Annotated in this window: 22 protein-coding genes; 14 read left to right on the top strand and 8 right to left on the bottom strand. The window is 66.1% G+C overall.

The genetic code is table 11. The features are described from left to right. The first annotated feature begins 3 nt into the window (after nucleotides 1-3). From ACVWWW_RS14150 to ACVWWW_RS14160, 3 genes are all read left to right on the top strand, one after another. Nucleotides 4-429 (top strand): DNA polymerase III subunit chi, encoded by a 426-nt coding sequence (locus tag ACVWWW_RS14150; RefSeq protein WP_027081835.1) that lies wholly within the window; start codon nucleotides 4-6, stop codon nucleotides 427-429. 56 nt (nucleotides 430-485) lie between these two features. Next, complete coding sequence (locus tag ACVWWW_RS14155) at nucleotides 486-890, top strand: hypothetical protein (protein WP_155914101.1); 405 nt, start codon at nucleotides 486-488, stop codon at nucleotides 888-890. Between the two features lie 110 nt (nucleotides 891-1000). Then, nucleotides 1001-3853, top strand: a complete 2853-nt coding sequence (locus ACVWWW_RS14160) for a valine--tRNA ligase (protein ID WP_027081833.1) — start codon at nucleotides 1001-1003, stop codon at nucleotides 3851-3853. A gap of 21 nt (nucleotides 3854-3874) precedes the next feature. On the opposite strand, the gene ACVWWW_RS14165 is transcribed toward ACVWWW_RS14160, so the two are convergent. From ACVWWW_RS14165 to pssA, 4 genes are read right to left on the bottom strand one after another with little or no spacing between them, the layout of a single operon-like run. After that, nucleotides 3875-4327, bottom strand: a complete 453-nt coding sequence (locus ACVWWW_RS14165; protein ID WP_027081832.1) for a hypothetical protein — start codon at nucleotides 4325-4327, stop codon at nucleotides 3875-3877. A 32-nt stretch (nucleotides 4328-4359) separates the two neighbouring features. Next, nucleotides 4360-4842, bottom strand: a complete 483-nt coding sequence (gene rimI / locus ACVWWW_RS14170; RefSeq protein WP_027081831.1) for a ribosomal protein S18-alanine N-acetyltransferase — start codon at nucleotides 4840-4842, stop codon at nucleotides 4360-4362. Further along, nucleotides 4839-5099 (bottom strand): hypothetical protein, encoded by a 261-nt coding sequence (locus tag ACVWWW_RS14175; RefSeq protein WP_155914099.1) that lies wholly within the window; start codon nucleotides 5097-5099, stop codon nucleotides 4839-4841. Before ACVWWW_RS14175 ends, rimI begins: the two co-directional genes overlap by 4 nt. Continuing rightward, nucleotides 5096-5872, bottom strand: a complete 777-nt coding sequence (gene pssA / locus ACVWWW_RS14180; protein WP_027081829.1) for a CDP-diacylglycerol--serine O-phosphatidyltransferase — start codon at nucleotides 5870-5872, stop codon at nucleotides 5096-5098. The genes ACVWWW_RS14175 and pssA overlap by 4 nt, the downstream gene beginning before the upstream one ends. An 82-nt stretch (nucleotides 5873-5954) precedes the next feature. On the opposite strand from pssA, the gene ACVWWW_RS14185 reads away from it, so the two are divergent. The 4 genes from ACVWWW_RS14185 (at nucleotide 5955) to ACVWWW_RS14200 (ending at nucleotide 9152) form a co-directional block, all read left to right on the top strand. Continuing rightward, nucleotides 5955-6362, top strand: coding sequence for a DUF4124 domain-containing protein (locus tag ACVWWW_RS14185; RefSeq protein ID WP_051234677.1), 408 nt, complete (start codon nucleotides 5955-5957; stop codon nucleotides 6360-6362). 106 nt (nucleotides 6363-6468) lie between these two features. After that, nucleotides 6469-8184 (top strand): proline--tRNA ligase, encoded by a 1716-nt coding sequence (locus ACVWWW_RS14190; protein ID WP_027081828.1) that lies wholly within the window; start codon nucleotides 6469-6471, stop codon nucleotides 8182-8184. A gap of 97 nt (nucleotides 8185-8281) precedes the next feature. Continuing rightward, the gene (locus ACVWWW_RS14195) at nucleotides 8282-8662 is read left to right on the top strand and encodes an H-NS histone family protein (RefSeq protein WP_036140995.1); all 381 of its coding nucleotides are present in this window, start codon (nucleotides 8282-8284) and stop codon (nucleotides 8660-8662) included. Between the two features lie 94 nt (nucleotides 8663-8756). After that, nucleotides 8757-9152 carry a YkvA family protein gene (locus tag ACVWWW_RS14200; RefSeq protein WP_036140993.1) on the top strand — a complete coding sequence of 132 codons (396 nt, stop codon included), beginning with the start codon at nucleotides 8757-8759 and terminating at the stop codon, nucleotides 9150-9152. Between the two features lies 1 nt (nucleotide 9153). On the opposite strand, the gene ACVWWW_RS14205 is transcribed toward ACVWWW_RS14200, so the two are convergent. Then, a complete protein-coding gene (locus ACVWWW_RS14205; RefSeq protein ID WP_027081826.1) occupies nucleotides 9154-10398 on the bottom strand; it encodes a threonine/serine exporter family protein in 1245 nt (414 codons plus the stop codon). 57 nt (nucleotides 10399-10455) lie between these two features. Here ACVWWW_RS14205 and ACVWWW_RS14210 point away from each other — a divergent pair, with 57 nt between their 5' ends. From ACVWWW_RS14210 to ACVWWW_RS14230, 5 genes are read left to right on the top strand one after another with little or no spacing between them, the layout of a single operon-like run. Next, the gene (locus ACVWWW_RS14210) at nucleotides 10456-11571 is read left to right on the top strand and encodes an ABC transporter permease (protein WP_027081825.1); all 1116 of its coding nucleotides are present in this window, start codon (nucleotides 10456-10458) and stop codon (nucleotides 11569-11571) included. After that, nucleotides 11571-12392: an ABC transporter ATP-binding protein gene (locus ACVWWW_RS14215; protein ID WP_027081824.1), complete on the top strand. Its 822-nt coding sequence runs from the start codon at nucleotides 11571-11573 to the stop codon at nucleotides 12390-12392. Before ACVWWW_RS14210 ends, ACVWWW_RS14215 begins: the two co-directional genes overlap by 1 nt. A gap of 21 nt (nucleotides 12393-12413) precedes the next feature. Next, the gene (locus tag ACVWWW_RS14220; RefSeq protein ID WP_027081823.1) at nucleotides 12414-13340 is read left to right on the top strand and encodes an MlaD family protein; all 927 of its coding nucleotides are present in this window, start codon (nucleotides 12414-12416) and stop codon (nucleotides 13338-13340) included. An 8-nt stretch (nucleotides 13341-13348) separates the two neighbouring features. Next, complete coding sequence (locus tag ACVWWW_RS14225) at nucleotides 13349-13972, top strand: ABC-type transport auxiliary lipoprotein family protein (RefSeq protein ID WP_036141253.1); 624 nt, start codon at nucleotides 13349-13351, stop codon at nucleotides 13970-13972. Nucleotides 13973-14008: 36 nt separating this feature from the next. Next, nucleotides 14009-14314, top strand: coding sequence for an antibiotic biosynthesis monooxygenase family protein (locus tag ACVWWW_RS14230; protein WP_196804305.1), 306 nt, complete (start codon nucleotides 14009-14011; stop codon nucleotides 14312-14314). A gap of 104 nt (nucleotides 14315-14418) precedes the next feature. Here ACVWWW_RS14230 and ACVWWW_RS14235 read toward each other — a convergent pair whose 3' ends face one another. Next, on the bottom strand, nucleotides 14419-15006 hold the full coding sequence (locus tag ACVWWW_RS14235) for an alpha-ketoglutarate-dependent dioxygenase AlkB family protein (RefSeq protein WP_036140991.1): 588 nt from the start codon (nucleotides 15004-15006) through the stop codon (nucleotides 14419-14421). Between the two features lie 88 nt (nucleotides 15007-15094). Between ACVWWW_RS14235 and ACVWWW_RS14240 the strand changes: the two genes are divergently transcribed. Together ACVWWW_RS14240 and ACVWWW_RS14245 are read left to right on the top strand one after the other, a co-directional pair. Then, complete coding sequence (locus ACVWWW_RS14240; protein ID WP_027081819.1) at nucleotides 15095-16723, top strand: electron transfer flavoprotein-ubiquinone oxidoreductase; 1629 nt, start codon at nucleotides 15095-15097, stop codon at nucleotides 16721-16723. A gap of 81 nt (nucleotides 16724-16804) precedes the next feature. Further along, complete coding sequence (locus ACVWWW_RS14245) at nucleotides 16805-18844, top strand: glycoside hydrolase family 99-like domain-containing protein (protein WP_027081818.1); 2040 nt, start codon at nucleotides 16805-16807, stop codon at nucleotides 18842-18844. Between the two features lie 77 nt (nucleotides 18845-18921). Here ACVWWW_RS14245 and ACVWWW_RS14250 read toward each other — a convergent pair whose 3' ends face one another. Next, the gene (locus tag ACVWWW_RS14250) at nucleotides 18922-21372 is read right to left on the bottom strand and encodes an FG-GAP-like repeat-containing protein (protein WP_155914095.1); all 2451 of its coding nucleotides are present in this window, start codon (nucleotides 21370-21372) and stop codon (nucleotides 18922-18924) included. A 94-nt stretch (nucleotides 21373-21466) separates the two neighbouring features. Beyond that, the gene (locus tag ACVWWW_RS14255; RefSeq protein ID WP_027081816.1) at nucleotides 21467-22105 is read right to left on the bottom strand and encodes a CoA transferase subunit B; all 639 of its coding nucleotides are present in this window, start codon (nucleotides 22103-22105) and stop codon (nucleotides 21467-21469) included.

Below are 22105 nucleotides of genomic sequence, written 5' to 3' on the forward strand. Positions count from 1 at the left end.
CCGATGGCACGCGCCGATTTCTACCTGATCACCACGCCGCGGTTCCGCTCGGAGCCGCTGCGCCTGGTCTGCGAGCTCGCCCGCAAGGCGTTCGACGCCGGCCTGCCCACGCTGGTGCTCGCGCGCTCGCAGGAGCAGGCCGAAGCGCTGGACGACCTGCTCTGGGACATGGGCGAAGAGGTCTACATCCCGCACCAGATCGTCGGAGCGGAAGAAGACGAGGACGAAGCCGAAGTGCTGATCGCCTCGCCCGATACCGACGTCGCGCTGCGCCCGCTGGTGATCAACCTGCGCGACGCGGCGGTCGATGGTGCGTTCGACCGCGTGCTGGAAGTCGTGCCGGCCGACGAGTCGTCGCGCGGGCCGCTGCGCGAGCGCTGGAAGCAGTACCAGTCGCGCGGGCTGGAGTTGAAGAAGCACGATATGTGAGGCGCGACGCGTAGCCGCGCGCTTCGCATTCCACCGCAGTTCGTTGGAGACACGACATGGAGTCACGTCTCGCCATCGCTCTAGTGGCGACACTGGTGGCCGGGTGCACGACGCACGGGCCGCCCGCCCAACCGCTTCTACCGTTGGAAGCGCCACCGCCGCGCGGCCTGCAGGCCATCGCGCTGACCGCCGGCGAGTACGGCGTTCTGGTCGTCAATCACGGCTGCGTGCGGGTGAAGAGCGACCAGAAAATCCGCACCGTGCTGTGGTCGAAGAACACGCGCCTGGACTACGACGAGCACGGGTACTTCCTGCATCGCGAGGGCAGCGAAAGGCGCTATCGGGTCGGAGCGCCCATCGAGTTCGGTGGCGGCGCGTTGGGCATCACCCCGGCCGGTACCAACCTGCAGGTCATCCGGCGCTGCGGCCCGCCGTACCACCAGGGCGATCTGTCCGGCTGACGCGACGACCGCAAGAGCCGGTCCGGTATCCTGCGCAGTCCGCGCGGCGTACTTCGCCGCACCCGCATTTTTCATAGCTCCGCACCGCGGAGCGCCGACTGTTCGCCGCCATGTCCCTCGCCCCCGGTTACGACCCCACCCAGTTCGAGACGCGCCTCTACCAGCAGTGGGAGGCCAGCGGCGTGTTCAAGCCGCGCGGAACGGGCGAGCCGTACTCGATCCTGCTGCCGCCGCCGAACGTCACCGGCACGCTGCACATGGGCCACGCGTTCCAGCACACGCTGCAGGACGCGCTGATCCGCTACCACCGCATGCGCGGCTTCGACGTGCTGTGGCAGATGGGTACCGACCACGCCGGCATCGCGACCGAGATGGTCGTCTCGCGCAACCTCGCGCTGGAAGGCAAGGGTGAATCGCGCGACACGCTCGGCCGCGAAGGGTTCATCGCGAAAGTCTGGGAGTGGAAGCAGAAGTCCGGCGACACCATCGAGCGGCAGATGCGCCGACTCGGTACGTCGGGCGACTGGACGCGCAGCGTCTTCACGATGGACCCGATGGCCGCCGATGCGGTGCGCGAAGCCTTCGTGCGCTTGCATGAGGAAGGCCTGATCTATCGCGGCCAGCGCCTCGTCAATTGGGACCCAGTGCTGAAGACCGCGATCTCCGACCTCGAAGTCGTCAACGAGGAAGAAGACGGCTCGCTGTGGTCGATCGCCTATCCGCTCGCCGACGGCGTCACCTACGAATACGTCGAGCGCGACGCGGACGGCGTCGAAGTGCTGCGCGAGATGCGCGACTACGTCGTCGTCGCCACCACGCGCCCGGAAACCATGCTCGGCGACACGGCCGCGATGGTGCATCCGGACGACGAACGCTACGCCGCGCTGCACGGCAAGTTCGTCGAGCTTCCGCTGACCGGCCGTCGCATTCCGGTCATCACCGACGACTACGTCGATCGCGCGTTCGGCACCGGCGTGGTCAAGGTCACGCCTGCGCACGACTTCAACGACTACGCGGTCGGCCAGCGTCATTCGCTGCCGCTGATCAACATCTTTTCGCCCGACGCGAAGATCGTCGACGGCGTGCTCGCCGACGAAACCGGCGTGCCGCAGAACTATCGAGGGCTCGATCGCTTCGACGCGCGCAAGGTCGTGCTCGCGGATCTGGAAGCGCAAGGCCTGCTCGTCGAGACCAAGCCGCACAAGTTGCAGGTGCCGCGCGGCGATCGCACCGGGCAGGTGATCGAGCCCTACCTCACGGACCAGTGGTTCGTGAAGATGGACACGCTCGGCGCGCGCGGCCTGGAACTCGCTGAAAGCGGTGCGGTGAAGTTCGTCCCGCCGAACTGGATCAACACCTACCGCCACTGGATGGAAAACATCCAGGACTGGTGCATCTCGCGCCAGCTCTGGTGGGGCCACCGCATTCCCGCGTGGTACGACGCGCAGGGCCGTGTCTATGTCGGCCGCGACGAAGCGGAAGTTCGCGCGAAGCACGACATCGACGCGACGATGCCGCTCACGCAGGACACCGACGTGCTGGAGACGTGGTTCTCCTCGGCGATGTGGCCGTTCAGCACGCAGGGCTGGCCGAACGAACAACTCATGGCCGAGCGTGGCTTCGACCGCTTCGTGCCGTCGAGCGTGCTCGTCACCGGCTTCGACATCATCTTCTTCTGGGTCGCCCGAATGATCATGATGACCGACCACTTCACCGGCGAAGTGCCGTTCAAGGACGTCTACATCACCGGCCTGGTGCGCGATGCGCAGGGCCAGAAGATGTCGAAATCCAAGGGCAACGTGCTCGATCCGATCGACCTCGTCGATGGCATCTCGCTCGATGATCTTGTCGCCAAGCGCACGACGGGCCTGATGAACCCGAAGGACGCGCCGAAGATCGAAAAGGCGACGCGCAAGGAATTCCCGAACGGCATTCCCGCGTTCGGCGCCGACGCGCTGCGCTTCACGATCTCCGCGCTCGCCACGCACGGCCGCGACATCAAGTTCGATCTCGGCCGCGCCGAGGGCTACAAGAACTTCTGCAACAAGCTGTGGAATGCGACGCGCTTTGTGCTGATGAACACCGAAGGCTTCAGCGCCTCGGGTGTGCCGCAGCCGACCACCGACGCCGAGCGCTGGATCCTCGCGCAGCTCGCGCGCGCATCCGCCGAAGCCGAACAGCATTTCGCCGACTACCGCTTCGACCTGCTCGCGCAGTCGCTATACGAATTCGCATGGAACCAGTTCTGCGACTGGTTCGTCGAACTCGCGAAGCCGGCGCTCAACGGCGACGACGCCGAGGCCGCGAACAGCACGCGGCATACGCTGCTGTTCGTGCTCGAGCGCCTGCTTTCGTTGCTGCATCCGCTGATTCCGTTCGTGACGGAAGAGCTGTGGCAGGCCGTCGCGCCGAAGCTCGGCATCGCGGAAACGACGATCATGCTTCGACCGTATCCACGCGCTGCCGAACTTCCGGACGCCGATGCGCAGGCCGAAGTCGCGGTCGAATGGCTGAAGGCGGTGATCTCGACCGTCCGCCGCATCCGCAGCGAACTCAACGTCGCACCGTCGAAGCAGGTCACCCTATTGCTTGCCGGTGGCGACGCTACCGACCGCGAGCGCGCACGCGGTTTCGACTCGCAGCTGCGCTTCCTGTGCAAGCTGGAAACGATCGACGTTATCGACGATGCGAACGCCGCACCGGCATCGGCGGCAGGCGTCGTCGGCGAACTCAAGCTGCTCGTGCCGCTCGAAGGCCTGGTCGATCTCGGCGCCGAACGCGCGCGTCTGGACAAGGAAATCAAGCGCGCCGAGGGCGAACTCGCGAAGTCGCAGGGCAAGCTCGCGAGCGACACGTTCGTCAACAACGCGCCGGCCGCTGTGGTCGAGCAGGAACGCAAGCGACTGGTCGACTGGGCGTCTCAGCGCGACGCGCTTACTGCGCAGCGAGCGAAGCTGGGCTGAGCTAGACGCCCGCAGCGCCCGTCAGTTGGTGGGCGGTTGCGAGCGGTCGAGCGAGATCTGCTGGACGTCGCCGTGGAACGCGCGTTCCTGCATCGCGGCGGCGCTCATGACGGCCGCGTGGCATTTCTCCGGATCTTTCAGCCGGATCGCGCCACCACTGATCGACACATACACCGGACGAGCAGAGCGTTTGCCACCGCTGGTATAGAACGCCGCCTCATGGGTGTTGGCCACCACGGCGTTCGCGCCGAGCTTCTCCGCCTGATCTGAAAGGCGACCGAAAACGCTGGCGTAGTTCACGAGGCGCAACCTGTCGTCGTCGGGACTGCCGTCCGGCCGACGCCCGTCGGACGCGCGTACGTTGCCGACGCGATCGTAGGCGCAGCTGGGATAGCCGGACAGCACGGGAACCGCCGCGGAGGCGAGGCCGGGCATGATCAGGGCAGAAAGGAGGTACAGGCAGATGCGGCGCATGGCAGATCCGTTGCGGTGACCGAGCGCTGATCCTACTCCGGCGGCAACAACTCCATCGCCATTACGATCGCGTCTTCGCGACCGTCGCGCGCCGGGTAGTAGCGCGGGCGGCGCCCGATCTCGTTGAACCCTTCCTCGTCGTACAACTTGATCGCGCCGCGGTTCGACGGTCGCACCTCGAGGAAGATGCGCTGCGCGCCGCGCGAACGGCCCAGCTGCACGAGCGAACGCAGCAGGCGTCGGCCATGGCCCTGGCCCTGGAATTCCGGCGCTACGCAGATGTTGAGCACATGCGCTTCCCCAGCCGCGAGGCTCAGCAGGAAGTAGCCCGCGATCGAGCCGCCAACGTCGAGCACCCAGGCGAGGTAGTCAGCACGCAGGCAGTCGCGGAAGATTCCGGCCGTCCACGGGAATTCATAGGCGCGACGCTCGACGTCGAACACCGCATCCACGTCCTGCTCGCGCATCGGCCGCAGCGACGCCGGACGACTGCTCGCGGACGGCTGCGCACTCATGCGCTACGCGCCGCCTTGCGAAGCGGACGCAGCGCCCGCCAGAACGCGCGACGCGTTACGACATCGCGGGGCATCCCCTGCGCGGCGACGAGCGATGCGACATCGACCCCGCGTGCCGCGCGCATCAGCCCCGCCGGCACATCAGTCGACGACGTCGCGGACCGAATAGACGCAGGCGCATCCATCGGAGGCTGCAACACCTCGAGGCCCATCGCCTGCAGCCATTCGATCTGCTGCGCGCTCCAGGGCAGGCTCACGCCGCGACCTCGACGGTGCGACGCGTGCGTCGCCACAGCCAGTAGGCGGGGCCCGACAGCGCATACAACGCGAACACCGCGAACAGCACGATCGGCGGATCGATCGCCACGGCCACCAGCACCGCCACCACGACCACGATCGCGAGGAACGGCACGCGATCGTTGCGCGGACCGCCGCCCTTGAAGCTGAAGTAGCGCATGCGGCTGACCATCAGCAGCGCGGCGAAGACGGTGACGCCGAGGGCCGCATAGCGCAGGTCGCGCGGGTCGAGCTGCAATTCCGTGCAGCTCCAGACGAAGCTCGCGACCAGTCCGGCGGCGGCGGGGCTGGCCAGCCCGATGAACCAGCGCTTGTCGACCTGCCCCACCTGCGCGTTGAAGCGCGCCAGCCGCAGCGCGGCGCAGGCGGCGTAAAGGAAGGCACCGATCCAGCCGAGCTTGCCGGGGGTCGCGCCGTCCAGCCGCAGGGAGGACAACGCCCAGTGGTACATGACCAGCGAGGGCGCGACGCCGAAGCTGACCAGGTCCGCCAGCGAGTCGTACTGGACGCCGAATTCGCTCTGGGTGTTGGTCAGCCGGGCGACCCGGCCGTCCAGCCCGTCGAGGATCGCCGCCACGAAAATCGCGATGCAGGCGTCCGCGAAGCGGCCCTGGGCCGCCGAGATGACGGCGAAATAGCCGGCGAACATGCCGCCGGTCGTGAACAGGTTCGGCAGCAGATAGATGCCGCGGGCGCGCGGTCGGGCCGGCGCGGGCGGTGGCATGGATTCCATTTGTTCAGTGTATCGCTTGCCCCGTCGCCCCGGCGGTGCTGCAATCGGACCGGGATCCCCCTTTACCTACTGGAACGCCGACATGCGCCGGCTCTCGACCCTCGCCCGCCTCGCCCTCCCGCTCCTCTTCGTCGCCGCCCTGCCCGCCGTGGCCGGCCAGGTCTATACGTGGAAGGACGCCAAGGGCGTGACCCACTACGCCGACGCTCCGCCGGCCGGGCAGAAGATGGCCGCCCGCACCTTCGGCGAGCATCCGGTCGCCCCGGCCGCGCCCAAGGCGGTCGCCAATTCCGACTGCAGCAACTCGCGCAGCAACCTCACGCTGCTGCAGGGCAACGGCAAGGTCGGCGTCGACGAGGACAAGGACGGCAAGGCCGACCGCGAACTCACCGCCGCCGAGCGCGCCGCGCGCCTGAAGGTGGCCGAAGGCCAGGTCGAGCTGTACTGCAACGCGCCGTCGACCAGCGTGGCGACCGCCAAGCAAGGCTGATCCGCGCGCGTCGCCCTGCGCGACGCGCGATGCCATCGACACATCGGGCCGGCTGCCGCGCACCGCGTGGCAGAATGCCGCTCTTTCCGCGCGTGAAATCCCGCCGATGCGCCTGTCGCAGTTCCATCTCCACACCACCAAGGAAACGCCCGCCGACGCGGACATCGTCAGCCAGCAGCTGATGCTGCGCGCGGGCATGATCCGCAAGCTGGCCGTCGGCCTGTACACGTGGAGCCCGCTGGGCCTGCGGGTGCTGCGCAAGGTCGAGCGCATCGTCCGCGACGAAATGACGAACGCCGGCGCGATCGAAATGCTGATGCCGTCGGTGCAGCCGCGCGAGCTGTGGGAAGAGACGGGGCGCTGGGAAAAATTCGGCGGCCAGCTGCTCAAGATCAAGGACCGCAAGGACGCCTGGTACTGCTACGGCCCGACGCACGAGGAAGTCATCACCGACTTCGCGCGCCAGGAGCTGTCGAGCTACAAGCAGCTGCCGGTCAACTTCTTCCAGATCCAGACCAAGTTCCGCGACGAGATCCGCCCGCGCTTCGGCGTGATGCGTGCGCGCGAGTTCCTGATGAAGGACGCCTACTCCTTCCATCTGACCGACGCGGACCTCGAGCGCGAATACCGCAACATGTACGACACCTACGGGCGCATTTTCACGCGTCTGGGGCTGAAGTTCCGCGCCGTGGTCGCCGACACCGGCGCGATCGGCGGCGCGATGAGCCACGAGTTCCACGTGCTTGCCGACTCGGGCGAGGACGCGCTGGCTTTCTCGACCGGCTCGGAATACGCGGCGAACGTCGAGCGCGCCGAAGCCGCCGCGCCGGCTCCGCGCCCCGCCGCGACCGAAGGCATGCGCAAGATCGACACGCCGACGCAGAAGACCTGCGAGGACGTCGCCGCGCTGATGGGCATTCCGCTCACGCGCACGGTGAAGTCGATCGCGGCGATGGGTGTCGACCCCGAAAACAATCCGCGCTTCGTGCTCGCGCTGGTGCGCGGCGACCACGCGGTCAACGAGATCAAGCTCGCCAAGCTGCCGGGCATGACCGAATACCGCCTCGCGACGGAAGACGAGATCCGCGCGCACCTCAACGCGTCGCCCGGCTTCCTCGGCCCCGTGTCGCCGGCGAAGGACATCTTCGTCGTCGCCGATCGCGACGTCGCGGCGATGGCGGACTTCGTCGTCGGTGCGAACGAGGACGGCTTCCACATCGCCGGCGTGAACTGGGGTCGCGACCTGCCGGAACCCGCGCTCATTGCCGACATCCGCAACGTGGTCGAAGGCGATGCGTCGCCGGATGGCGCCGGCACGCTCGGCATCGCGCGCGGCATCGAGGTCGGCCACGTGTTCCAGCTCGGCCGCAAGTACGCCGAGGCGATGAAGTGCACGGTGCTCGACGAAACCGGCAAGGCCGCGACGCCCGCGATGGGCTGCTACGGCATCGGCGTGTCGCGCATCGTCGCCGCGGCCATTGAGCAGAACCACGACGCCGCCGGCATCATCTGGCCGGACGCGATCGCGCCGTGGCAGGCGGTGGTCTGCGTCATCAATCCGAAGAACAGCGATGCGGTGAACGACGCCGCGCTCGAGCTGTATCGCGACCTGCAGAAGGCCGGCGTCGACGTCGCGCTGGACGATCGCGGCCTGCGCCCGGGCCAGATGTTCGCCGACATCGAACTGATCGGCATTCCGCACCGCATCGTGGTGTCCGAGCGAGGCCTGCAGGCGGGCACGTACGAATACCGCCACCGCCGCGCCAGCGAGGCCGAACAGCTCGATCGCGACGCCGCGATCGCGCGCGTCACCGGCGCCTGATTATCTGCGTGCATTTACGCGATTAATATCGATGGTTACGATGGGCCGTCCGCGATCGGGCGGCCCATTTTCTTTTTCGGTAACTGGAGGCAGCAGCATGGCAGTCGATCTGAACAGCATGTCGGCAAAGGAACTCGAGGCCCTGATCAACCAGGCCAAGAAGCGCCGCAGTGTGCTGAGCAAGCGCAAGCCGATCGCGACGGTGCGCACCCGCCTCGAACAGATTGCCCGTGCGGAGGGTTATTCCATCAGCGAACTGTTCGGCACGCGCAGCGGCCCGGGCACCACGTCCTCAGCCGCCGCGCCGCGCGCCAAGGGCACGCGCAAGCCGTCGAAGATGGCCGGCACCAAGGTCGCGCCGAAGTACCGCAACCCGGACAACGCGAACGAGACCTGGAGCGGTCGCGGCAAGCAGCCGCGCTGGCTGCAGGCGCATACCAGCAAGGGCCGCGTGCTCGACGATTTCCTGATCCGCTGATCGCAGCACCACGGTTTTGCGACGCCGGCCACGTGCCGGCGTCGTCGTTTGCGGCTCATCGAATGCTCACCACCGCGCCCGGAACCTGCCGGCCATGTCGATGATTTCGCGCATTCGCCGCTGGGCCCGCGCACTCAAGCAGGACACGCTGGTCGTGTACTTCGCGGCGCGTGATCCGCGCACACCGTGGGCGGTGCGCCTGTTCGCTCTGGGCGTCGCGGCCTACTCGCTGAGCCCGATCGATCTGATTCCCGACTTCATCCCGGTGCTCGGCTACCTCGACGACCTGCTGATCGTCCCGCTCGGAATTGCGCTAGTCATGCGCTGGCTGCCGGCCGAGGTGAAAGCTGATTCGCATGCGCACGCCGCGGAGGTGGCGGCGCGGCCGGCGAGTCGCGGCATGGCGGTCGTCATCGCCGGGATCTGGATCGTCGTGATCGCATTCGTCGCGATGTGGGGCTACGGCCTCTGGCGGGCGCACCACGCCTGAGTCAGAGATTGCGTCGCGGCGGCAGCAGCAAGTTGCCGAACAGCAGGCCGGCGACGAGCGCGGCAAGCGCATTCATCACCGCAAGCACCGCGCTCTGCCCGGCACCGACATCCTGGCTCTGCATCAGGCTCAGGAGCCCGCGCATGCTCGTGCTACCGGGAACCAGCGTGATGATGCCCGGCACGCGGATGATCGCGCCGGGACGATGCCACCAGCGCGCGTAGGCATTGCCCATGGCGGTGATCGACAGCGCGGCGATGAACACGCCGGCCGGGCTGCCGACGGTCGAGCCGACGAAACGCGAGATCAGGTAACCCGCCGCGGCGGCGCCCATCACGCGCAGGTAGTCGCGGTAACTCGCGCGGAACAGCACCGCGAATGCGAACGACGCGACCGCCAGCGCGAGCCATTCCGTCCACGCCGCCTGCGGCCGCGATGCATGCGCGACCGGGTCAAGCCCGAACACTTCCAGCGCATAGACCGCGACGAGCACGCCGATCGCGAGCTTGAGCACTGTCGTCAGCGCGCCCGCAAAACGCGCAGTGCCCGACACGAGTTGCTGGCCGGTGAGTTCGTTCACCGCGTTGGTGAGCGCGAGCCCCGGCAACAACACGATCAGCGAGACGATGATCACCGTGTTTTGGTTCAGTGGCGCGATGAAGCTGCCGACCAGCACCGCGATCGTGCCCGCGAGCATGCCCGACAGCGCCTCGAAGCCGGCACGCACGCGCGGATGCGTCTCCGCGAGCAGGTCGAGCACGCCGATCAGCAGGCCGGTGAGTCCGGCGACGCCGATGTCGAGCCATGGCAATCGCAGCAGCCCCGCCACCGCCGCGGCAGCGAGGCCGAACGCGACCACTTCGGCATAGCGCATCGTGCGCGTCGGCGGCATGTCGAGTGCACGCATCTGCACGCGCGCGTCGCCGACGTCCAGCGTGCCGGCCAGCACTTCTTCCGCGATCCGGTCCGTTTCGGCGAGGCGATGCAGGTCCACATCACCGGGCTCCAGGCGCAGCACGCGCGTGATGTCGCGCAGGCCGGTCGCGCGGCCCGGATCGCCGAAGGTGAGGATCAGGCCCGTCGGGTTCGACCACGGTTCACAGTCGAGCCCCAGGCGCGACGCCACGGCGATCAGCGCGCCCTCGAGGCGCTCGGCGGTGGTGCCGTAGCGGTGCAGGCGCGACGCGAGCTCGACCATGAAGTCGATTCGCGCGACGTAGGCGGCTTCGCTGAGGGGCGCGGTCATGGGTGAAGGATCGCATGCCTTCCCCGCACGGCCGAGCCGGTATGCTCCGCCGCGAGCATGACCGAACCCACTACAAGCCCGCCTACCCTGGACGCCGGCGCCGATGACGGCGGCGTGCGCCTCGGCGGGCATTGGACGCTGGAACATGCGGTGCAGATCGGCGACACGCTCGCCGACGCGCCCTGCCCGGTGCAGCAGGTCGACGCACGCGGCATCGAACGTCTCGATTCGCTGGGCGTGCTGCAACTGTTGCGCTGGTCGCGCCGCTGTGGCGTCGAGTTCGATTCGTTCGCGTTCCGCGACGAGCACCGCGCGCTGGTCGCGGCCATCGAGGACGTCGCCGACGAACGTCCCAAGCGCAAGAAGGAGTACGGCCTCGTCGCCGCGCTCGGGCGCCTGGGCTTCGCGATGCAGGACAACGCGAAGGAAGCGATGGCGCTGGTCGCCTTCCTCGGCGAAGTGCTGGTCAAGATGGTGCGCACGATCAAGGAGCCCTCGCGCTTCCGCCCGATTGCGCTCGTGCACCACATGGAGCAGGTCGGCCTCGATGCGACGCCGCTGGTCGCGTTGCTGTCGTTCCTCGTCGGCGCGGTGGTCGCGTTCCTCGGTGCGAACGTGCTGCGCGACTTCGGCGCGGAGATCTACGTCGTCGAACTCGTCAACGTTTCGTTCCTACGCGAGTTCGCCGTGCTGCTCACGTCGATCATCCTCGCCGGCCGCACCGCGAGCGCGTTCACCGCGCAGATCGGCGCGATGAAGAGCCGCGAGGAAGTCGATGCCATTCGCACGCTGGGCATGGACCCGATCGACCTGCTCGTCATCCCGCGCGTGCTCGCGTTGTTGACGATGCTTCCGCTTCTCACGTTCGTCGCGATGATCGCCGGCCTGCTTGGCGGCCTCACTGTCGGCGCCTACGCGCTCGACATTCCGCCGCAGCAGTACCTCGCGCGAATGCAGGACACCATCGAAGTGCGCCACATGTGGGTGGGCCTGGCGAAGGCGCCGCTGTTCGCGATGATCATCGCGCTGGTCGGCTGTCTCGAGGGGCTTCAGGTCGAAGGCACCGCGCAGTCGGTCGGCGAACGCACGACGTCTGCCGTGGTGCAGGCGATCTCGCTGGTGATCATCCTCGATGCCGTCGCCGCGCTGTGGTTCATGGTGATGGACATCTGATGGCGACGAACGACGCGACCGACGACGCGCGCGACGCGCCCTCCCCCATCGTCCGCGTGCGGGGCATGGTCAATCGCTTCGGCGACCAGGTGGTGCACGACGGGCTGGACCTCGACGTCATGCCGGGCGAGATTATCGGCGTGGTCGGCGGCTCGGGTACCGGCAAGTCGGTGCTGATGCGATCGATCCTCGGCCTGCGCACGCCGGACGAAGGCGAGATCGAGGTGCTCGGCGTCGATGCACGCACCAGCGACCTCAAGGCGCGGCGCCATATCGAACGCAATACCGGCGTGCTGTTCCAGGACGGCGCGCTGTTCTCGTCGCTCACCGTCGGTGAGAACGTGGAGGTGCCGCTGAAGGAGTACCACCGCGACCTGCCCGATTCGCTGCGTCGCGAGATCGCGCTGCTCAAGGTGAAGCTCGCCGGCCTGCCCGCCGACGCGGTCGACAAGATTCCGTCGCAGCTATCGGGCGGCATGCGCAAGCGCGCCGGCCTATCGCGCGCGCTCGCGCTGGATCCGCCACTGCTCTTCCTCGACGAGCCCACCGCCGGCCTCGACCCGATCGGCGCCGCGGCGTTCGATCACCTGATCCGCACGCTGCAGCAGGCTCTTGGGCTCACGGTGTTCCTCATCACACACGATCTGGACACGCTTTACGCTATCTGCGACCGGGTGGCCGTGCTCGCCGACCACAAGGTGATCGCGACCGCGCCGATCGAGGAGATCGAACAGCTCGACCACCCCTGGGTACGCGAGTACTTCCACGGCCCCCGCGCACGCGCCGCCCAAGCCGGCCGCGACCGCACCCGTAACGACTGACCGCATCACAGGACCGCGCCCATGGAAACCAAGGCCAATTACGTCCTCATCGGCGCCTTCACCATCATCGTGACGGCGGTGCTGCTGCTGTTCGCGTTGTGGGCCGCGAAGTACTCGTCCGAGAAGGACTGGCAGGAATATTCAGTGGTCTTCAACGAGCCGGTCACCGGCCTGTCCGAAGGCAGCTCCGTGCAATACAACGGCATCTCGGTCGGCACCGTGGAAAGCCTGCGGCTTGCGCCGGAAGATCCGCGACGCGTGCTTGCGACGCTGAAGATCCAGTCCGACACGCCGATCAAGACCGACACGCGCGCCAAGATGTCGCAGAGCGGCATCACCGGCCCGCCCTTCATCCAGCTCACCGGTGGCAGTCCGCGCGCGCCGTTGCTGGTCACGGTCGACCATCGCGACATCCCGGTGATCGTCACCGAATCGTCCGCGCTGCAGAACATCGCCGACACCGCGAACCGGCTCGTCGCGCGACTGGACCAGGTGCTAAGCGAGAAGAACGTCGCGCATGTGTCGAACACGCTCAACAACATCGACCAGCTGACCGGTTCGCTTGCGGCCGAACGCGAGGACCTGCGCGCGATCATCGTCAACGCGAAGGCATCGAGCGCCGAACTCAATGCGACGCTGGTGCAGGCGCATGGCGTCGTCAACGATGTCGATCGCGACCTCGCGAACAAGTTGCCGGGCCTCGTCAACAAGCTCGACGGCACGCTCGACAAGTTGCAGTCGGCAGCGAATGGCGCGAACGGCATCGTCAACGAGAATCGCGCAGCCATCCACAGCTTCGCGAACGATGGCCTCGGCCAGGTCGGCCCGACGTTGACTGAACTGCGTGCACTGGTGCGCGACCTGCGTCAGGTCACCGACCGCCTCGACAACGGCCCGACCAGTTACCTGCTCGGTCGCGATCGTCCGAAGGAATTCGAACCCAAATGAGTGCGCGCATGTCGACCCAGACGTCCTTTGCCCGCGTGATCGCGCTCGCCGCGGTGCTCGCGCTGCCCGCGTGTTCGATCCTCGGCGGCAAGAAAGAACCGCCGCAGCAGTTCGCTCCGATGGCGACGGTCGCACCCGATGCTTCGTGGCCACACGTGGATGCGCAGCTGACGATCGCACCGGTGCAGATCGCGCGTCCCTACGACAGCCTGCGCATCGCGGTACGCCCGACGCCGCAGGAACTGCAGGTCTACAAGGAAGGCGTATGGGCGCAGCGTCCATCCGAGATGCTCACCAATTCGCTGCTGCGCACGTTCGAGGAGTCCGGAAAGCTGCGCGCCGCCGCGCGTTCCGGTGCCGGCATTAACGGCGACTACCGTTTGCTGCTGGACGTGCGCCGCTTCGAGGCCGATTACGCCGGCGGCGCGCTGCCACAGGCGACGATCGAAGTCAGCGCGAAGCTACTGCGCCCGGATGCTGCCGACGTGCTCGCATCGCGCACGTTCATCGCTGTCGAGCCCGCGTCGAGCACCGCGGTGCCGCAGGTGGTCGACGCGTTCGATCGCGCGATGGTGAAGCTTGATCGCGACGTCGCGGGCTGGACGCTGATGTCGATGAGCGGGCGTCACTAAAGGCGATTCGCGCGACGTTCGATGGCGGAGCCGACGATGAGCTACGCGTACATCTGGGAGTTCCACGTCGCGCCCGGGCAGCACAACGAATTCGAACGTCATTACGGTCCGCACGGCACGTGGGTGCAGCTTTTCCGGAAAGCCGACGGCCATGTCGAGACGCTGCTTCTGAACGACCGCACGTCGCCGGATCGCTACGTCACCGTCGATCGCTGGTGTGACGAGCAGGCGTTCGATGCGTTTCGCGCCGCGTTCGGTGAGCAGTACGAAAAGCTGGATCGGGAATGCGAACGGCTGACGGTGAGCGAGCGGTCGCTGGGTGTGTTTTCGGAAGGCGTTTGACGCGCTGATCGCTCGTCCGCTGCGACCGACGTCGGTTCCGAGGGCGTCGATGCGGCGGAACGGATGCAGCACGTCCGCGAATCCGAATCGACATCTCCACTCGATTAACGCACCGCCCGCACCTCGCGAAACGTCAGATTGATGCGTGGCCCTACCGGGCGTGCGGTTCGCGGCAGCGCGTGGCGATAGTTGGCCTGCGTCGCGCCCTGCATGACCAGCAGGCTGCCGGGCGGTAGCTCGAGTGCAAGGCGCGTATCACCGCGACGCGCCTTCAAGACGAACCTTCGCGTCGCCCCGAGGCTGACCGCCGCGATCACCGGCCCCGGGCCGAGTTCCGGTTCATCGTCCGAATGCCAGCCCATCGCGTCGCGGCCGTCGCGGTACAGGTTGGCCAACACGCTGTTGAAGTCGACGCCCAGCTCGGACCGCAGGCGGTCGCGCAGCTCAGTCAGCGGCGGCGTCCACGGGTGCGGCGCGCGCAGCAGGCCGGAATAGCGGTAGACGGCGTCCGCGTCGCCGACCCAGGAGCTCAGGCGCGGCGCGGGAAGCTCGCGGCCGAACAGGCGGACCGGGTGGTTCTCCCAGGCGACCCCGTCCTGCAGCGCGTCGAACAGTGCCGCCGCCTCCGCCGGCGCGAGCCAGTCCGGATTGAGGCGGACGTCGGCGTCCGGGAGCACAAGCGGTCGCAGCATCCGGCGACGCTAGCACGCGCCTCGCGGCGTCCGATTGGCTCGCACGGCGCGAACCGCGACAATGACCGGTCTGCACGCGGAGAGCCCCATGAACGAGACCCCCGAGATCGAACGCGACGTGATGGAGTACGACGTCGTCACCGTCGGCGCGGGGCCGTCGGGCCTGGCGTTCGCGATCCGCCTGAAGCAGCTGAATCCGGAGATCTCGGTCTGCGTGATCGAGAAGGCGTCGACGATCGGCGCACACATCCTCTCGGGCGCGGTGATCGAGACCGGCCCGCTTGATGCGCTGCTGCCGAACTGGCGCGACAACCCGCCGCCGGTCTGCGTGCCGGCGACCGACGACGAGTTCTGGCTTCTGTCCAAGACCGGCGCACGGAAGCTGCCGGTGCCGCCGGGCATGAACAACCACGGCAACGTCATCGTCAGCCTGAGCGCGATGTGCGCGTGGCTGGCGCCGCAGGCCGAGGCGCTGGGCGTCGAGATCTATCCGGGCTTCGCGGCCGCCGAGACGCTGCATGACGAAAGCGGCGCCGTGACGGGCGTGCGCATCGGCGACATGGGCGTCGCGAAGGACGGCTCGCACAAGTCGGGCTACACGCCGGGCATCGACATCCGCGCGAAGGTCACCGTGCTCGCCGAAGGTGCGCGCGGCCATCTCACCAAGCGACTCGTGCGTCAGTTCAAGCTCGACGAAGACCACGACCCGCAGACGTATTCGATCGGCATCAAGGAGTTGTGGCAGGTGCCGGAAGAGCGCGTCACGCCGGGCAAGATCGTGCACACGCTCGGTTGGCCGGCCGACAACGCGACGTACGGCGGCAGCTTCCTGTATCACCTCGACAAGGGCCGCATCGCGCTCGGCTACGTCAGCGGCCTTGATTACAAGGACCCGAACTACAAGCCGTGGGAAGCCTTCCAGCAGTGGAAGAACCATCCTTCGGTGAAGCCGCTGCTCGAAGGCGGCACGATCGTGTCCGCCGGCGCGCGCGCGATCGTCACCGGCGGCTGGCAGTCATTGCCGACCTGCGAAATGCCCGGCGCCATCCTGATCGGTGACACCGCCGGCCTGCTCAACGTGCCGAAGATCAAGGGCACGCACCAGGCGATCCGCTCCGGCATGCTCGCTGCCGAACATCTCGTTGCGACGCAACTGTCGCCCAAGGGTTGGAACGCGAAGCTGCGTGCGTCCGACGCGATGTCCGAGCTGCACGAAGTGCGCAACATCAAGCCCGCATTCAAGCGCGGCCTGTGGTTCGGCATGCTCAATGCCGCGTGGGAAACCGTGACGCGCGGCAAGTCGCCGTGGACGCTGCGCAACAAGCCCGACTGGTGCCAGATGGAAAAACTGGCCGAGTACGAATCACCCGATCGCGAATGGGGCGACCGCACGCTCGCACCGCGCGACCGCCTCGCCGGCGTCTACTTCGCCGCCACCGAGCACGATGAAGACCAGCCCGTGCACCTCAAGGTGCTCGACACCTCGATCTGCGTCACCCGCTGCACCGTCGAATACGGCAACCCCTGCACACGATTCTGCCCGGCAGGCGTCTACGAGATCGTCGAGGACGCATCGAGCGAAGGCGCAGGCCGTCGACTGCAGATCAACGCGGCGAACTGCGTGCACTGCAAAACCTGCGACATCAAGGACCCGTACGAAATCATCAACTGGGTGACTCCAGAAGGTGGATCGGGTCCGAATTACCAGATGCTTTGACGTGATGACGAATCGGTCGATCAAGTGGGATGGTATGGGTAAGTCGACAGCGTTCGTCGCACTGACGGGCCTGTGCACATCATGACGACGCCACCGGTCTCCCGCCGCGCACGTAGCGCGCTGTTCAAGGCACTTCGCGCTGCGTTCCGCGCGGTGCCGATGAAAGAATCGACGCGTGACATGCTCCGCTCGCGATTCCTTCGCGAGTTCCCGACAGTCCGCCCGCTGCCGGCGCAAGGACAGGTGTCGTCCACCTACGAACGACGCCCGCGCGTTCGCGCCGACGAACGTTGCATTGGCTACGTCGAATACAGCGAAGAACCGCTGCCCGATCCGCTGCCAGCAACGCTCGTCGCGTTCTATCTGCCGCAGTTCCACACCATTCCCGAGAACGACGAATGGTGGGGAAAGGGCTTCACCGAATGGCGCAATGTCACGCGCGCGCTGCCGCAGTTCGAAGGCCACCTGCAACCACGCCTGCCCGGCGACCTCGGCTTCTACGACCTGCGCAATCCCCAGGTCATGCGCGACCAGGCCAAGCTCGCGAAGACGTATGGCCTATCCGCGTTCTGCTTCTACTTCTACTGGTTCGGCGGCAAGACGCTGCTGGAAGAGCCCGTCCGGAACTGGCTCAACGACAAGTCGATCGACTTCCAGTATTGCCTCTGCTGGGCCAACGAAAACTGGACCCGTCGTTGGGACGGCCGCGAAGACGATGTCCTCATCGCACAAAAGCACTCGCCCGAAGACGACATTGCGTTCATCGAATACGTCGCGGACTACCTGCGCGATCCACGCTACCTGCGCGTCGACGGCAAGCCGATGCTGCTGCTGTATCGGCCGATGTTGTTACCCGACCCGAGAGCGACAGCGGAGCGATGGCGCGCGTGGTGTCGCGAGAATGGCGTTGGTGAAATCCACCTCGCATACGTGCAGTCGTTCGAAAGACCGGATCCGCGGGACATCGGGTTTGATGCGGCGGTGGAGTTTCCGCCGAATTTAGGTACTGAGAAGGACGCGACTTCTGGGTTACGTCTGCTTAATCCTGAGTTCGCCGGTGTAGCTCGTGATTGGCGAGCGCTGACCCAGTATTTCATCAACCGCCCGCCTGCTGACTACGTCTTCTATCGGGGTGTGACCTGCGGCTGGGACAATGAAGCGCGACGGCCCGGAGCAGGACGTGCATTCATTAATAGTAGCCCGGGCGAATATCGCGACTGGCTGCGCGGCGCCATCGCGCGCGAACCAACCAAGGCAGTTTTCATCAATGCCTGGAACGAGTGGGCTGAAGCAGCCTATCTGGAACCCGATGCTGCGCGCGGATATGCCTACCTCAGCGCGACTCGAAGCGCTCTCCCAAAAAGCCGCGAACACCATCGACCATGCGTTGTTGTCCATGCGTGGCATCTGGACGTCTTTTCCGACCTCATAACCGAAATCCAGCACGAATTGCCGAACTCCCGCGTAGTCATCACGTGTTGCAGCGATAGCGCAGAAGAAATACGGGCCATCACAGCGGAACACTTCACAGACGCGGAAATAGTCGAGGGCCCCAATCGCGGGCGCGACATGCTGCCGTTCTTGCGAGTTGCACAGCGCCTACGAAGCGAGGGGGAGGACGCGGTCCTTAAACTTCACACGAAAAAATCTTCACATCGCAGCGACGGTGAAGCGTGGCGAAAGGAGCTCGTCGAAACACTGCTATCGCACGGTAATGGGCGCCGATTGCATGCAAAAATCTCTTCGACTTCCACGCTGGGAATGATCATTGCAAGGGCCCATGCAATTCCCAACGGTGATCACTGGGGCGGAAATCAAGAAGCGGCGGCGAGCGTCTGCGCGCACCTTGGCTTACGCGCCCCTAGCGATCAGGGCCTATTTGCCGCAGGAAGCATGTATTGGATTCGATTGGCTGCTTTGGACTCGATCTTTGCAGCTGACTTGCATATGTCCGACTTTGAGTCAGAACAAGGCCAAATCGATGGCACTTTTGCGCATGCGCTTGAGCGGCTCGTCGCACATGTCGCTCAAGAGAGGGGCTATGAGATAGAGCTCACCGGCGGGGCACGGCCCACTGGACCGTACCGTTATGCACCTGGAACAGCGCGCGCCTCGACGTGAACTCTACCGTCGGTCATTGCAACCACGCGTGGGAGCCTCTACCAACTACTTGTCCCGCCGCTAACGTAACGGGCGCGCTACAAGCCGCCGTACACTCCGCCCCCGTAGTTTGGTGCTCCGTAATTCCAGACATACCAGCCGCTCGGATAGGACCGAAGATAGTTGACCGAAAACCCACCGCCGGCGGTCGAAAGCCAGTTCCATACGCTTGTGCTGTCGGCCCAAAGGATGTCCATTCGGCCGTCTCCGTCGAAATCACCGGTAGTTGCGACGTGGTATTGGCTTGGAATGGAAGAGGCCGTTCCATAAGTCCAGCTCGCGCCTTGCATGTACCAAGGTTGGACGGCCTGCTGTGACGGGCTGTGCCACAGCACATCCGCTCGACCATCGGCATTGAGGTCCCCGGTCCCTACGATGCTCCATCCCGGCGGATAGTCGCGCATGTAGATGACCGAGTAGCTCGCGCCACTGGCTTGCGCCTGCCACTGCCAGAGCCTCGTGTTGGACGTATCGCGCCAGAGTACGTCTGCGTAGCCGTCGCCGTTGAAGTCGCCGGTACTCGCAATTCGATACTGGCTGGCGATGGCATATACGGAACTGTAATTCCACGACGAGCCATTCATGTACCAGATCTGGAGCGCCTGCGCGCCTGGGTTGTGCCAGAAGATGTCCGCGCGCCCGTCGCCGTTTGCATCGGCGACGCTTACCGGCTCCCAGCCTGCAGGATATGAACGGAGATACACCACCGCATACGAGCCGTCGGCATTGGCTCTCCACATCCAAAGTTGCGTTTTGGATGTGTCGTACCAAACGATATCCGCGCGGTTGTCGCCATCGAAATCACCGATTGCCGCCACCCGAAACTGACTACCGACATTGCTCGCGGCGCTATACGACCAAGCTGCACCGTTCATCAGCCAGCTTTGAAAGGCTTGCGAGCCAGGCGACTGCCAAAAGATGTCAGCGCGGCCGTCCGCGTTTCCGTCACCGACCGACGGCATGACTACAGGGATAACCGTGCCTCGGAACGTGGCAATTACCGGTATCGTCTGATTTAGGGTTTGGGCATTGTCCGCGTCGCTCGTACCGCACGCATGGGGCGCCTCGCCCGGAAGACTGCACGTCGCGGTCCGCGGATTCGAGAAAACGCGGTACGCGTTCTGCCCTGAATCGCCGTAAGCCATCACCGTATAAAAATTGCCGTTGCTCGCGTCGGTCTTGTAGCCGAACGAATACGCAAAGCGACCATACTCATTCGCATCGAGCACGCCGTTGTCGCCCTTCGCGGCCGCGACATCGTGCTGGGCGCCCATATTGTGGCCCATCTCGTGCGCGAGCGTTTCGTCGCGGCACACGTAGCCGCCGCTCGGGAACGAACCCGAACCACGACCGTTGCTGTCGCTGACGACCGACATCGCCCACGCCGCATCGGAGCTATCGATCGGCGTCTGTCCACCGCCGAGGATCCAGCCGACGCCACAGCTTCCGTTCATGGTGTTATCGAAGTTCCGCACGAGCGACATCAGGTCCGCACCGTACTTGTCGCGCGCATTGCGTAGCGGCTGCAACGATGCCGGAATCGTGCGGCGTACGCACGAGCCGCTTCCCGAGCAGTCGTAACCGGTCAGGTCGTAAAGTGCCTGATCGTTGTCGGTGTTGTCGGCGTAATCGACCTGAATCGTGTTGACAAGCCGCACTCGAGCGTCGATGCCGCTGTTTTGATACGCCTGATTCGCGAAGTCGACCATGTTGTTGAGCCGCGTATTCGCCTGCGACTGGCCGCCGAGGCGCGCTGCGAAACCGGTCGTGTAGCCGAGCACGAGATCCACGGCGGTCGAAGCTGCCGGACTTGCCGCGGCACTGGTCGGGGCGGCAGCGGACGCCGGCGACGCTGCGTCGGCCGCAGGACGCGAGGCTGCATGCGGAATCGGAATAGCGTCTGTCCCCGATGGATGTGCCGCGGGCAAGGATGCAAGCGCGGCAGCGTCCGTCTTAACCATCCACGACACGCCGTTCGCTTGCATAATGCGCAGCGGCGGGCCCGCACCGTCCGGGATCGAGCCGAAGACGGCTTTCTCGCCGAACGTGATCAGCGCTTCCGTGCCGGGCTTCGCGCCTGCCGGGCGACCCACCCAGGTCCAGTCTCCGTTCGGATGTTCGACGTGGTGGTCATAGCGCAGGCGGATCAGATGTCCATCCGGCGACTCGACGGTCATCGTGCCGCCAATCGCGTCGAGCGCGTGCGCCTCGCTCAGGTGCACCTGCTTCCACGTGTACGCCTGCGTGCGGAAGTCCGCCGCGCCCGCCGTGTACGCGAGCAGCTCGCCGCGATCCGGAAGCGATGCGTAGCGATCGCCATGCACGACGCGCGCGCGGATTGCAGCGAGCCCCGTCGCGGCCCCGCGCGGGGTCCGCACAGCCGCGGCGGGGGTTTTCGCCGCCGATGCACTGGATGAATTCGGATGATCGGAGCCGACACACCCGGCCAGCGCGGCGGCCAGGGCGACGAGAGGCAGAAGCTTGCGCATGGTGGAGCCCTATTGGAGGGGCAGGCGGCTCTCCCCGAGCTCGCCCGACGCCCCTACCCTAAGTCCGCTCTAACGCTGCTACAAGCCGTTTGCGTCAGCCGCTAAGCGGCGCGACAGCCACACCCGTCCGAACCGCCAAGTCGTCCACAGAAACGCCGGGCGCGAGCTCCACGAGCTTCAGCCCGTCCGGCGTGACGTCCATCACCGCCAGATCGGTAACGATGCGGTTGACCACGCCCACGCCCGTCAGCGGCAACGTGCATTCGGGCAGGATCTTGTGCTCGCCGTTCTTGGCGGTGTGCTCCATCAGCACGACCACGCGCTTGACGCCGGCGACTAGGTCCATCGCGCCGCCCATGCCCTTGACCATCTTGCCAGGCACCATCCAGTTCGCGAGGTCGCCCTTGTCGGTGACCTGCATCGCGCCGAGGATCGCGAGGTCGATGTGCCCGCCGCGAATCATCGCGAACGAGTCGTGGCTGCCAAAGAAGCTCGCGCCGGGCACCGTGGTGACGGTCTGCTTGCCGGCGTTGATGAGGTCGGCGTCGATCTCCTCCTCGGTCGGAAACGGGCCGATGCCGAGCAGGCCGTTCTCGCTCTGCAGCCACACGTCCATGCCGTCCGGAATGTAGTTGGCCACCAGCGTCGGCAGGCCGATGCCGAGGTTCACGTAAGCGCCGTCGGTGAGTTCGCGTGCGGCGCGCTGCGCCATTTCGTCGCGGGTCCAGGGCAT

Source organism: Lysobacter sp. HA18 (assembly GCF_054057595.1).